The organism is Pseudomonas sp. PICF6 (assembly GCF_009831705.1).
GTDB lineage: Bacteria > Pseudomonadota > Gammaproteobacteria > Pseudomonadales > Pseudomonadaceae > Aquipseudomonas > Aquipseudomonas rhizophila.
In genome coordinates this window covers 95,023-106,788 of record NZ_WUUD01000022.1, presented here as the reverse complement: position 1 = coordinate 106,788, position 11,766 = coordinate 95,023, and the positions used below count along the sequence as shown (strand labels likewise).

Sequence of the window (11,766 nt, the reverse complement as noted above, 5' to 3'; positions counted from 1 at the left end):
ATGGTGGTGAGCTGAAATTGCAGGCTCCGGTGGATGAAATGTGGGCCAAGACCGTGGAGCGGTTGAGTGCATCCTGAATACAAGCTGCTGATCTTCGATTGGGATGGCACTCTGGCGAACTCCATCGGTCGGATCGTGGAGGCAATGCATGCCGCCTCTGATCGTGCGGGTTTTGCCAGGTGTGATGATTTTGCCGTGAAGGGCATCATCGGCCTAGGCTTGCCGGAAGCGATCCGCAGTCTGTACCCGGAGATCAGTGACCCTGAGCTGCTGGTTTTTCGCCAGTATTACGCTGATCACTACATTGCGCTGGAGGCTGAGCCTTCGCCGTTGTTTGACGGTGTGGTAGACACTCTTGAAACCTTGAGGGGCGAGGGGTATCGCTTGGCTGTCGCCACCGGCAAGGCGCGTCGCGGGCTGGATCGGGTGCTGAAATCCCATGGCTGGGACGATTATTTCGATATCACCCGGGCTGCGGACGAAACGGCCAGTAAGCCGCATCCGCTGATGCTCGAGCAAATCCTGGCTCACTGCGGCATGCAGCCGGAACAGGCGTTGATGGTGGGGGATTCCTCGTTCGACCTGCAGATGGCGCGCAACGCCGGCATGGGGTCGGTTGCGGTGAGTTACGGCGCGCAGACGATCGCGGCGCTGCAAGCCTTCGAACCGCAGTTGGCGATCGATCATTTTCCTGAGTTGCACGCCTGGCTGAGCCGGCGGGCCAATTAAGTTTTTGCTGGGGATACTTGCATGACCGACGAATGGAAGGCACCGGCCAAGGCGAGCGCCGAGAACGGTGACGACAAAAGCTGGAAGCTGTTGGAGAAGACCTTGCTGGCCGGTGTGCAGGAGCAGCGTCGTTCCCGCCGCTGGGGCATTTTCTTCAAGCTGCTGACGTTCGTTTATCTCTTTGTCGCGCTATTGCTGTTCACGCCCCTGTTCGACATGGAAAAAAGCGCCGTGCGGGGTTCTGCGTACACCGCATTGATCGACATCGAAGGCATGATTGCCCATAAGGAGCCTGCCAGCGCGGACAATATCGTCGGTAGCCTGCGGGCTGCTTTCGAAGATCCCAAGGTCAAGGGTGTGATATTGCGCATCAACAGTCCGGGTGGCAGCCCGGTGCAGTCGGGTTATGTCTATGACGAGATCGTCCGGTTGCGCGCGTTGCACCCGAACACCAAGGTCTACGCGGTCATTTCCGATCTGGGGGCTTCCGGTGCGTACTATATTGCCAGCGCGGCCGATCAGATCTACGCCGACAAAGCGAGCCTGGTGGGCTCCATTGGCGTGACGGCGGCCGGCTACGGTTTTGTCGGGACGATGGAAAAGCTGGGCGTGGAGCGTCGGGTGTACACCTCCGGCGAGCATAAGTCGTTCCTTGATCCGTTCCAGCCGCAAAAGCCTGAAGAAACCGCGTTTTGGCAGGGTGTGCTCGACACGACCCACAAGCAATTCATTGCCAGTGTCAAAAAAGGCCGGGGTGAGCGCCTCAAAGACAAGGAGCATCCCGAGCTGTTCTCTGGGCTGGTCTGGTCTGGGGAGCAGGCCTTGCCGCTGGGCTTGATCGATGGCCTGGGCAGCGCCAGTTCGGTGGCGCGGGACGTGATTGGCGAAAAAGAGCTGGTGGATTTCACCATCGAAGAGTCGCCGTTTGATCGCTTCTCGAAGAAGCTGGGGGCGAGCATTGCCGAGCATCTGGCGATGTGGATGGGGTTCCAGGGGCCGGCATTGCGCTAGTTCGTTGGTTTGCGCGATCCCCTGTGGCTTGGCTGTGGGGGCAAAGTTTGCTCGCGATGAGCGATAACCAGGCTGGTCTGCATCATCGCGGCGCCTGCATCGCCGCGGGCAAGCCTTGCTCCCACAAATAAATACCCTCGCTACAAGTCGTATGTTGGCTTAGGGAACCTGCACGCCCTCGACCAGCAACATGTCCACAAGGCGAATCAGTGGCAGGCCAACCAGGCTGGTGGCGTCTGGCCCTTCCGTGCTCTGGAACAGGCTCACGCCAAGCCCTTCGGCCTTGAAGCTGCCCGCGCAGTCATAAGGTTGCTCGGCCAGCAGGTAGCGTTCGATGCGTGCAGGGTCCAGCGTGCGCATGTGGACGGTAAACGGAACGCAATCGACCTGGCAGGTGCCGGTCTGGCTGTTAAGTACCGCCAGGCCGGTCAGAAAGCTGACCCGGGCGCCGCTGGCGGCCAGCAGTTGTTCGCGGGCGTTCTCGAATGTATGGGGCTTGCCCAGGATGCGCTCGCCGAGCACGGCCACCTGGTCCGAACCGATGATCAGATGCGCCGGATGGCTGCTCGCCAGGGCCTGGGCTTTTTCCCGGGCCAGGCGTTTTACCAGGTCGAGTGCCGCCTCGTCAGGCCGGCGGCTTTCGTCGATGTCCGGTGAGCTGCAGACGAACGGTAGCCCCAGACGGGCAAGCAATTGCCGGCGATACACTGAGCTTGAGGCGAGTAATAAAGGCAGCATGGGCATCTCCAAAAGGCAGGGGGCGAATTCTAGCGAGGCGCGCAAGTGACGGACAGGGCTGAATTTCCTTTGACATGGCCGGGTGCATCCCTATAATGCTGCGCCTATGTTGAATGACCCGATTCCACCTCACGTTGACCCGCGCAAATTGGCTGACCGTGGCACCACCCTCCAAGGTGAACTGCTGCTGGCCGATTTGAAGAGACTCTGCGACCCGCTTTCCGACGATGTCGGTACGGTCCAGGCCAAATTCGTTTTTGAACGAGATGAACGTAAATCTGTGGTAATCCACAGCTTTATCGACACTGAAGTCAAAATGGTTTGCCAGCGTTGTCTTGAGCTGGTCACCCTGCCGATCCACAGCGAATGCAGTTATGCCGTGGTGAAGGAGGGTGCGAATACCCAGTCGTTACCGAAAGGTTATGACGTGCTGGAACTGGGCGAAGATCCATTGGATCTGCAGTCACTGATCGAGGAGGAGCTTCTGCTCGCCTTGCCCATTGTGCCTGCTCATCATCCGGAAGAATGCCAGCAGCCGGCGGGAGCAGATGAGCCCGAACCGAGCGAGGACGAGGTAACGCGGTCCAACCCGTTCAGTGTATTGGCGCAGTTAAAGCGTGACCCAAACGTTTAGGAGTTAATCAATTATGGCTGTTCAGCAGAACAAAAAATCCCGCTCTGCCCGTGACATGCGCCGTTCGCACGACGCTCTCGAGGCTAGCACCCTGTCTGTAGAAAAAACCACCGGTGAAGTTCACCTGCGTCACCACGTATCGCCAGAAGGCGTATACCGTGGTCGTAAAGTGATCGACAAGGGCGCTGACGAGTAATCCTTGTCCGCTCAAGTCATCGCGATTGACGCAATGGGCGGGGACTTCGGTCCCCGCAGCATTGTTCAGGCCAGCCTTGCTTGTCTGAATGCTACACCCTCGTTGCACCTGACCCTCGTCGGTCAACCCTCCCTTCTAGAAGAAATGCTCAACGGCCAATCGGCTGTGGATCGTTCGCGCCTGACGATCGCACCTGCGTCCGAAGTCATCACCATGGACGAAAAACCTGCCCAGGTCCTGCGTGGCAAGCCTGACGCCTCGATGCGTGTAGCCCTTGAGCTGCTGCGCGATGGCAAGGTCCAGGCGTGTGTCAGTGCAGGCAATACCGGTGCACTGATGGCGCTGTCGCGTTACGTGCTCAAGACCTTGCCGGGCATCGACCGGCCGGCGATGGTTGCGGCCATCCCCACCCAGCGTGGTTTTTGCCAGCTCCTTGATCTGGGCGCCAACGTCGATTGCAGTGCCGAGCATCTACTGCAATTTGCAGTGATGGGCTCGGTAGCGGCTGAAACCCTGGGTATCGTGCGCCCTCGTGTAGCGCTGCTGAACATCGGTACCGAAGACATCAAGGGTAACCAGCAAGTCAAGCTGGCAGCCACGTTGTTGCAGGCTGCGCGAGGTATCAATTACATCGGCTTCGTTGAGGGCGATGGATTGTACCGGGGTGAGGCGGACGTGGTGGTGTGTGACGGTTTTGTCGGCAATATTTTGCTCAAGTCCAGCGAAGGCCTGGCGACCATGATCGGCGCGCGTATCGAGAAGCTGTTCAGGCAGAACCTGGCCTCGCGGATGGTCGGTGCCCTGGCGTTGCCGTTGATGCGTCGGTTGCAGGCGGACCTGGCGCCGGCGCGGCATAACGGTGCAAGTTTTCTTGGGCTGCAGGGCATTGTGATCAAGAGTCATGGTTCGGCGGGCGTGCAGGGGTTTCAAAGTGCGATCAATCGCGCGCTGATCGAAATCCAGGAAAACCTGCCGGAGCGTCTTCATGGGCGCCTCGAAGATTTGTTAACTTAGGCGTTTTCGTCTGACAATGCTTAAATGTGACCGGTCGGTTCAAGCCGCCATCCAACTGTCAGTTTCCTAGCGCCCCCTGGGGCGTCAATTTTTGACGACAAGATCATTAGGGGCTTTGTTTTCATGTCTGCTTCTCTCGCATTCGTCTTTCCTGGGCAGGGTTCGCAGTCCCTCGGCATGCTTTCCGAGCTGGGCGAGCAATACCCGTTGATCCTCGAAACATTCAAAGAAGCTTCCGATGCTCTGGGCTATGACCTGTGGGCACTGACCCAGCAAGGGCCGGAAGAGCAACTCAATCAAACCGACAAAACCCAGCCAGCCATCCTGACCGCCTCGATCGCACTCTGGCGCCTCTGGCTGGCCGAGGGCGGTGCGCGTCCGGCGTTCGTTGCCGGACACAGCCTGGGCGAATACAGCGCTCTGGTGGCTGCTGGCAGTCTGAGCCTGGGTGACGCGGTGAAGCTCGTGGAGCGTCGTGGCCAGTTGATGCAGGAGGCCGTTCCGGCCGGGCAGGGCGGCATGGCTGCGATTCTCGGCCTGGAAGATGCCGATGTGCTGGCAGCCTGCGCCGAAGCCGCGCAAGGCGAAGTGGTCAGCGCTGTGAACTTCAATTCACCTGGCCAGGTGGTGATTGCCGGTGCCAAGGCTGCTGTAGAACGCGCCATTGAAGGGTGCAAGAGCCGTGGTGCCAAGCGTGCCATGCCGTTGCCCGTCAGCGTGCCGTCGCACTGCGAACTGATGCGTCCGGCCGCTGAGCGTTTTGCCGAGTCTATCGCTGCCATTGACTGGCAGGCGCCACAGATTCCAGTGGTACAGAACGTCAGTGCCGATGTGGCTGCGGATCTTGAGACCCTCAAGCGTGATCTGCTGGAGCAACTCTACAAACCGGTTCGCTGGGTCGAATCGGTGCAGACCCTGGCGGCCAAGGGCGCGACCGAACTGGTCGAGTGCGGTCCTGGTAAAGTGCTGGCCGGTCTGAACAAACGCTGCGCCGAAGGCGTATCGACTTCCAATCTCAATACCCCAGATGCTTTCGCTGCCGCCCGTGCAGCGCAGGCCTGAACAGGAGAAGCTTGCATGAGTCTGCAAGGTAAAGTTGCACTGGTGACCGGTGCAAGCCGTGGCATCGGCCAGGCCATTGCTCTGGAACTGGGTCGTCAAGGCGCCATCGTTGTTGGTACCGCGACTTCCGCTTCGGGCGCCGAGCGCATCGCCGCTACCCTGAAGGAAAACGACATCCAAGGCACCGGTCTTGAACTGAACGTCACCAGCGATGAATCCGTTGCGGCGGTGCTGGCAAGCATTCAGGAACAGTTCGGTGCGCCGGCAATCCTGGTCAATAATGCCGGCATCACCCGCGATAACCTGATGATGCGCATGAAAGATGACGAATGGTTCGACGTGATCGATACCAACCTGAACAGCCTGTACCGGCTGTCCAAGGGCGTTCTGCGTGGCATGACCAAGGCTCGCTGGGGTCGAATTATCAGTATCGGTTCGGTTGTGGGTGCCATGGGCAACGCAGGCCAAGTAAACTATGCTGCGGCCAAAGCCGGTCTGGAAGGTTTCAGTCGTGCGCTGGCGCGTGAAGTGGGTTCGCGTTCGATTACGGTAAACTCGGTAGCCCCGGGTTTCATCGATACCGACATGACCCGTGAACTGCCGCAAGCGCAACGTGAAGCCTTGTTGACACAAATTCCGCTGGGTCGTCTGGGGCAAGCTCAAGAAATCGCGTCCGTGGTCGCTTTTCTTGCGTCGGATGGTGCGGCATACGTGACTGGGGCTACAATCCCGGTAAACGGCGGGATGTACATGAGTTAAATGTGACGGATTGCTTCAAAAAAATGTCATACGAGCTGTCTAAAATCCGTTATAAAGCTGCAATCTATTTATAGGCGGCGGGCTGCAGGGTTTGAGGAGTGAAGCTTTCGGTTGAAAAACCGAAAAGTCTTTCTATACACTTACCCACCGGCCAGCTGCCTGAATTTGTCCATTAGGAGTGAAAACAAGGTATGAGCACCATCGAAGAGCGCGTCAAGAAAATCGTTGCCGAGCAACTGGGCGTCAAAGAAGAAGAAGTGAAGAACGAAGCTGCCTTCGTTGAAGACCTGGGTGCCGACTCCCTTGACACCGTTGAGCTGGTGATGGCTCTGGAAGAGGAATTCGAGACCGAAATCCCTGACGAAGAAGCTGAAAAAATCACTACTGTTCAGCTGGCTATCGACTACATCAATAAGCATCAGGCTTAATTATTTTTAGTCGTCGCTAGCTGTCATGGAAAAACCGCACTGCCATCATGGCGTGCGGTTTTTTCTTTAGGCCTGATGCAAAGTCGTCATTAGAATAAAGGAGAGTGCTGTGTCGCGTAGACGCGTCGTAGTCACCGGTATGGGTATGTTGTCGCCACTGGGCACGGATGTGCCGAGCAGTTGGCAGGGCATTCTGGCTGGCCGTAGTGGCATTGGTCTGATCGAACACACCGACCTTTCTGCCTATTCCACCCGTTTTGGCGGCTCGGTAAAGGGTTTCAATGTCGAGGAGTACCTGTCGGTCAAAGAGGCCCGCAAGCTCGACCTGTTCATTCAATACGGCCTGGCAGCCGGATTCCAGGCCGTACGTAATGCCGGTCTCGAAGTCACCGATGCCAACCGTGAACGTATCGGCGTGGCCATGGGGTCGGGTATTGGCGGCTTGACCAATATCGAAGAAACCAGCCGTACGCTGCACGAGTCGGGGCCGCGACGGATTTCTCCGTTCTTTGTGCCGGGCTCGATCATCAATATGATTTCCGGTTTCCTGTCCATCCACCTGGGTGTGCAGGGGCCTAACTACGCTATTGCTACGGCGTGTACCACGGGCACCCACTGCATTGGCATGGCCGCGCGCAACATCATGTACGACGAGGCCGACGTGATGATTGCCGGCGGCGCCGAGATGGCGGCCTGCGGGCTGGGCATGGGTGGCTTCGGCGCATCCCGTGCGCTGTCGACCCGCAACGACGAACCGAGCCGCGCCAGTCGGCCGTGGGACAAGGGCCGAGACGGCTTCGTATTGTCCGACGGTTCCGGTGCGCTGGTACTCGAAGAGTTGGAGCATGCCAAGGCGCGCGGCGCGACCATTTATGCCGAGCTGATTGGCTTTGGCACCAGTGGCGATGCCTACCACATGACCTCGCCACCCGCCGACGGTGCCGGTGCTGCCCGCTGCATCACCAACGCACTGCGTGACGCGAAGGTCAACGCCGAGCAGGTGCAGTACATCAATGCCCATGGCACTTCGACCCCGGCGGGCGATCTTGCCGAGGCCCAGGCCATCAAGACCGTGTTCGGTGAGCACGCCTACAAACTGGCGGTCAGCTCGACCAAGTCCATGACCGGCCACCTGCTGGGTGCCGCGGGCGCGGTGGAAGCGATCTTCAGCGTACTGGCGATCAACAGCCAGGTCGCGCCACCGACCATCAACCTTGACGAGCCGGACGAAGGCTGCGATCTGGACTTCGTGCCACACACGGCGCGTGGCATGGACATCGATGTGGTGCTGTCCAACTCCTTCGGCTTTGGCGGTACCAACGGCTCGCTGGTGTTCCGCCGGTTCGCTGGTTGATGGAAAGCTGGGTCGACGGTCAGCCTGCCGACGTTCTGTCGCTCAAGGACCGCGGCCTGGCTTACGGCGATGGGTTGTTTGAAACCATCGCTGTGCGCAATGGCAAACCGGTGTTGCCTGAGCGTCACCTGCAGCGTCTGGCGCTAGGTTGTCAGCGGTTGACGCTCCAGGTTGACATGGGGGCGTTGGAGGCTGAGTTGCGCGCCTACGCGCAATGCCTGGGTGACGGCGTACTTAAGTTGATCGTGACCCGCGGTGATGGTCTTCGCGGTTATGGCGCTGATCCCTCGGCGCCGTCCCGGCGCATCCTGCAGGGCAGTCCGCCGGCCGCCTATCCTCCAGTGCATGCCGAGCAGGGCGTTCGCCTGTTTCCCTGTGCCACCCGTCTGTCCGAGCAACCCTTGCTGGCCGGTCTCAAGCACCTCAATCGTCTTGAACAAGTGATGGCCCGCGCCGAATGGCGCGATGCCGAGCACGCCGAAGGCTTGATGCTGGACACGTCCGGGCGAGTGATCGAAGGCGTCTTCAGTAACCTCTTTCTGGTGCGCGAGGGTGAATTGGTCACGGCGGACCTGAGCCGTTGTGGCGTGGCTGGCGTGATGCGGGCCGAATTATTGTATCAAGCCGAGTCTCAAGGCATCGCCACGCACATCACCGACATCCGCCTCGAACAACTGCACCAGGCCGACGAAGTCTTCGTCTGCAATAGCGTTTATGGCGTATGGCCGGTACGTGCATGCGGTTCGGCGCGCTGGTCGACCGGGCCGCTCACCCGTAAACTGCAGACCCTTGCCCGCACGCTATTGGATGTTTGATTCGTGAGACGTAAATTCTTGCTTCTGCTGGAAACCGGACTGGTTCTGGCGGTGCTGCTGTTGGGCACTTGCGCCTGGAAAATTCATTCGGCGTTGCAACAACCGCTGAACATCACCCAGGAAGAACTGCTGGACGTCCCCAACGGGACCACCCCCACCGGAACCCTCAAGCGCCTCGAAGCGGACGGCCTGATCAAGGACGCTTTCTGGTTGCGCGTCTATTGGCGCTTCAATCTGGCCGGCCAACCGTTGCATTCCGGTGAGTACCGGATGGTGCCGGGCATGACAATGGAAAGCCTGATCGAGGTCTGGAAGCGCGGGGAAGTGGTGCAGTACAGCGTCACCCTGGTGGAGGGATGGAATTTTCGCCAGGTTCGTGCGGCGCTGGCCAAGGATGAAAAACTCCAGCAGACCCTCGCCGGTCTGAGTGACAGCGAAGTGATGGACCGCCTGGGTCATTCCGGGATATTCCCCGAGGGACGGTTCTTCCCGGACACCTATCGTTTCGTGCGTGGCACATCGGACGCTGACCTGCTGAAAATTGCCTACGACCGGCTCGAAGACGTGCTTGCCAAAGAGTGGGCGCAACGCGCCGCCGATTTACCTTACTCCCAGCCCTATCAGGCGCTGATCATGGCATCCCTGGTGGAAAAGGAAACCGGCGTGCCTGAGGAGCGTGGGCAGATCGCCGGTGTGTTCGTGCGCCGTATGCGCCTGGGCATGCTGTTGCAAACCGACCCTACCGTGATCTACGGGCTGGGCGAGCGCTACAACGGCAAACTCACCCGTGCTCACTTGCGGGAAGAAAACCCCTACAACACCTATCTGATTCCTGGCCTGCCGCCGACACCGATTGCGATGGTGGGGCGCGAGGCGATTCACGCCGCGTTGAACCCAGTTGCCGGCAACAGCCTTTACTTCGTCGCCCGTGGTGATGGTAGCCACGTGTTCTCCGATGACCTGGATGCGCACAATAACGCCGTGCGCGAATATCAGCTCAAGCGCCGAGCCGATTATCGCTCCAGTCCGGCCCCGACTGTGCCGGACGAGGAGCCTGTCGACGAACCGAATGCCAGCGAGCCGCCGCGCTCGCAATGACTTTGTTTAAGGATCGCCCGTGACTGGCTTGTTTATAACGCTGGAAGGCCCTGAAGGCGCCGGCAAGAGCACCAACCGCGAATACCTGGCCGAACGCCTGCGAGCCGCCGGCATTGAGGTGGTGTTGACCCGCGAGCCCGGAGGTACACCGCTGGCCGAGCGGATTCGCGAGGTGCTGCTGGCGCCGATCGAAGAAGTCATGAACCCTGACACCGAGCTGTTGCTGGTGTTCGCCGCCCGGGCACAACACTTGGCCGAAGTGATTCGCCCGGCGCTGGCCCGTGGCGCGGTGGTGCTCTGCGATCGTTTTACCGATTCGACCTATGCCTATCAGGGCGGTGGAAGGGGCTTGTCCCTGGAGCGCATCGCCGCGCTGGAAACCTTCGTCCAGGGTGACCTGCGGCCGGACCTGACCCTGGTGTTCGATCTACCGGTGGAAATCGGCCTGGCCCGCGCCAGCGCCCGGGGCCGGCTGGATCGTTTCGAACTGGAAGGCCAGGCGTTCTTCAACGCGGTGCGCAATGCCTTTTTGAGTCGAGCCAAGGCCGATCCGGCGCGTTATCTGTTGATTGATGCCGCTCAGCCGTTGGCGCAAGTCCAGCAGGCGCTGGACGGTTTGTTGCCGCGTTTGCTGGAGCGTGCCCGTGGCTGAAGCCTATCCCTGGCAGGACGGACTCTGGCAGCAACTGGCCGGAAGGGCGCAGCATGCCCATGCCTATCTGCTGCACGGCCCGGTCGGTATCGGTAAGCGGGCGTTGGCCGAGCGTCTGATGGCCAGCCTGCTTTGCCAGCGCCCGGGTGTCTCGAACGCGTGCGGTGAGTGCAAGTCCTGCCTGTTGCTCAAGGCTGGCAGTCATCCTGACAATTACGTGTTGGAACCGGAGGAGGCGGACAAGGCGATCAAGGTCGACCAGGTCCGGGATCTGGTCAGCTTCGTGGTCCAGACCTCGCAGATGGGCGGGCGCAAGGTGGTGCTGATCGAGCCGGTGGAATCGATGAACATCAATGCCGCCAACGCCTTGCTCAAGAGCCTTGAAGAGCCTTCCGGCGATACCGTGCTGTTGCTGGTCAGTCACCAGCCGAGCCGCTTGCTGGCAACCATCAAAAGCCGTTGCGTACAGCAGGCCTGTCCGTTGCCCAGTGAGGCGATGAGCTTGAAGTGGTTGGCCGAGGCCTTGCCTGACAGCAGCGACGAAGAACGCGTCGAGTTGCTGACCCTGGCCGCCGGCTCGCCGTTGGCGGCCGTCAGCCTTCAGGCCCAGGGTGTGCGTGAACAACGGGCGCTGGTGGTGGATGGGGTGAAGAAGCTGCTCAAACAGCAACAGTCTCCCACGCAACTGGCTGAAGGCTGGAACGCCATCCCGCTGCTTCTGCTGTTCGACTGGTTCTGTGACTGGTCGAGTCTGATCCTGCGCTACCAGCTCACCGAGGACGAAACCGGGCTGGGACTGGCGGACATGCGCAAGGTGATTCAGTACCTGGCGCAAAAAAGCAGCCAGGATAAAATCTTGAACATTCAGGACTGGATTCTTGCCCAACGTCAGAAGGTGCTGAGCAAGGCGAACCTCAATCGGGTGCTGTTGCTCGAGGCGCTGTTGGTGCAATGGGCGAGTTTGCCTGGTCGAAACTGACAGACACTGCCTAAACTCAGCTCAATCGCAGCGGAGATCAGCATGAACGAACCTGTCAGTCCCGGGCCACGCAACGGCATCCTGTCCCTGACCATCAAGGACAAGTCGGTGCTCTACGCCGCCTACATGCCCTTCATCAAGAACGGCGGCCTGTTCATCCCCACCAACAAGAATTATCGCTTGGGCGATGAGGTGTTCATGCTCTTGAGCCTGATGGACGAAGCGGAGAAGATTCCGGTCGCCGGCAAGGTGATCTGGATGACGCCCAAAGGCGCCCAGGGTAACCGGGCTGCCGGT

At 59.7% G+C, this 11,766-nt stretch carries 15 protein-coding genes; 14 read left to right on the top strand and 1 reads right to left on the bottom strand.

Going from position 1 to position 11,766, the window contains the following annotated elements; translation table 11 throughout:
• Positions 1 to 66 precede the first annotated feature (66 nt).
• Positions 67 to 729, top strand: a complete 663-nt coding sequence (locus tag GSM73_RS14820) for an HAD-IA family hydrolase (protein WP_047228193.1) — start codon at positions 67 to 69, stop codon at positions 727 to 729.
• Positions 730 to 750: 21 nt separating this feature from the next.
• Positions 751 to 1,740 carry a S49 family peptidase gene (locus GSM73_RS14815; RefSeq protein WP_076383829.1) on the top strand — a complete coding sequence of 330 codons (990 nt, stop codon included), beginning with the start codon at positions 751 to 753 and terminating at the stop codon, positions 1,738 to 1,740.
• A gap of 159 nt (positions 1,741 to 1,899) precedes the next feature.
• On the opposite strand, the gene GSM73_RS14810 is transcribed toward GSM73_RS14815, so the two are convergent.
• Positions 1,900 to 2,478: a nucleoside triphosphate pyrophosphatase gene (locus GSM73_RS14810; protein WP_160893071.1), complete on the bottom strand. Its 579-nt coding sequence runs from the start codon at positions 2,476 to 2,478 to the stop codon at positions 1,900 to 1,902.
• A gap of 106 nt (positions 2,479 to 2,584) precedes the next feature.
• On the opposite strand from GSM73_RS14810, the gene GSM73_RS14805 reads away from it, so the two are divergent.
• The 12 genes from GSM73_RS14805 to GSM73_RS14750 form a co-directional block, all read left to right on the top strand.
• Positions 2,585 to 3,112, top strand: a complete 528-nt coding sequence (locus GSM73_RS14805) for a YceD family protein (protein WP_003204262.1) — start codon at positions 2,585 to 2,587, stop codon at positions 3,110 to 3,112.
• 13 nt (positions 3,113 to 3,125) lie between these two features.
• A complete protein-coding gene (gene rpmF / locus GSM73_RS14800) occupies positions 3,126 to 3,308 on the top strand; it encodes a 50S ribosomal protein L32 (RefSeq protein ID WP_003179396.1) in 183 nt (60 codons plus the stop codon).
• A 3-nt stretch (positions 3,309 to 3,311) separates the two neighbouring features.
• Positions 3,312 to 4,322 carry a phosphate acyltransferase PlsX gene (gene plsX / locus GSM73_RS14795; protein WP_076383831.1) on the top strand — a complete coding sequence of 337 codons (1,011 nt, stop codon included), beginning with the start codon at positions 3,312 to 3,314 and terminating at the stop codon, positions 4,320 to 4,322.
• A gap of 123 nt (positions 4,323 to 4,445) precedes the next feature.
• Complete coding sequence (gene fabD, locus GSM73_RS14790; protein WP_160893069.1) at positions 4,446 to 5,384, top strand: ACP S-malonyltransferase; 939 nt, start codon at positions 4,446 to 4,448, stop codon at positions 5,382 to 5,384.
• A gap of 15 nt (positions 5,385 to 5,399) precedes the next feature.
• Positions 5,400 to 6,143 (top strand): 3-oxoacyl-ACP reductase FabG, encoded by a 744-nt coding sequence (fabG, locus tag GSM73_RS14785; RefSeq protein WP_047228198.1) that lies wholly within the window; start codon positions 5,400 to 5,402, stop codon positions 6,141 to 6,143.
• 191 nt (positions 6,144 to 6,334) lie between these two features.
• Positions 6,335 to 6,571: an acyl carrier protein gene (acpP, locus tag GSM73_RS14780; protein ID WP_047228199.1), complete on the top strand. Its 237-nt coding sequence runs from the start codon at positions 6,335 to 6,337 to the stop codon at positions 6,569 to 6,571.
• Between the two features lie 109 nt (positions 6,572 to 6,680).
• Entirely contained in the window at positions 6,681 to 7,925 is a 1,245-nt protein-coding gene (fabF, locus tag GSM73_RS14775) for a beta-ketoacyl-ACP synthase II (RefSeq protein WP_047228200.1), read from the top strand.
• Positions 7,925 to 8,740: an aminodeoxychorismate lyase gene (pabC, locus tag GSM73_RS14770; protein ID WP_160893067.1), complete on the top strand. Its 816-nt coding sequence runs from the start codon at positions 7,925 to 7,927 to the stop codon at positions 8,738 to 8,740. Before fabF ends, pabC begins: the two co-directional genes overlap by 1 nt.
• Positions 8,741 to 8,743: 3 nt before the next feature.
• A complete protein-coding gene (mltG, locus tag GSM73_RS14765) occupies positions 8,744 to 9,838 on the top strand; it encodes an endolytic transglycosylase MltG (RefSeq protein WP_160893065.1) in 1,095 nt (364 codons plus the stop codon).
• A 19-nt stretch (positions 9,839 to 9,857) separates the two neighbouring features.
• Entirely contained in the window at positions 9,858 to 10,490 is a 633-nt protein-coding gene (gene tmk / locus GSM73_RS14760) for a dTMP kinase (protein ID WP_047228202.1), read from the top strand.
• Entirely contained in the window at positions 10,483 to 11,469 is a 987-nt protein-coding gene (locus GSM73_RS14755) for a DNA polymerase III subunit delta' (RefSeq protein ID WP_092458737.1), read from the top strand. The genes tmk and GSM73_RS14755 overlap by 8 nt, the downstream gene beginning before the upstream one ends.
• A 42-nt stretch (positions 11,470 to 11,511) precedes the next feature.
• Positions 11,512 to 11,766 (top strand): PilZ domain-containing protein (locus tag GSM73_RS14750; RefSeq protein WP_160893148.1); only part of this gene is annotated, 255 nt, incomplete at its 3' end.

What these genes read in the sequence shown, in the direction of transcription:
- pabC (WP_160893067.1), top strand. Translation starts at nt 7,925, where the DNA reads ATGGAAAGCTGGGTCGACGGTCAGCCTGCCGACGTTCTGTCGCTCAAG.
- GSM73_RS14810 (WP_160893071.1), bottom strand. Translation starts at nt 2,478, where the DNA reads ATGCTGCCTTTATTACTCGCCTCAAGCTCAGTGTATCGCCGGCAATTG.
- acpP (WP_047228199.1), top strand. Translation starts at nt 6,335, where the DNA reads ATGAGCACCATCGAAGAGCGCGTCAAGAAAATCGTTGCCGAGCAACTG.
- rpmF (WP_003179396.1), top strand. Translation starts at nt 3,126, where the DNA reads ATGGCTGTTCAGCAGAACAAAAAATCCCGCTCTGCCCGTGACATGCGC.
- fabD (WP_160893069.1), top strand. Translation starts at nt 4,446, where the DNA reads ATGTCTGCTTCTCTCGCATTCGTCTTTCCTGGGCAGGGTTCGCAGTCC.
- fabG (WP_047228198.1), top strand. Translation starts at nt 5,400, where the DNA reads ATGAGTCTGCAAGGTAAAGTTGCACTGGTGACCGGTGCAAGCCGTGGC.
- GSM73_RS14805 (WP_003204262.1), top strand. Translation starts at nt 2,585, where the DNA reads ATGTTGAATGACCCGATTCCACCTCACGTTGACCCGCGCAAATTGGCT.
- GSM73_RS14815 (WP_076383829.1), top strand. Translation starts at nt 751, where the DNA reads ATGACCGACGAATGGAAGGCACCGGCCAAGGCGAGCGCCGAGAACGGT.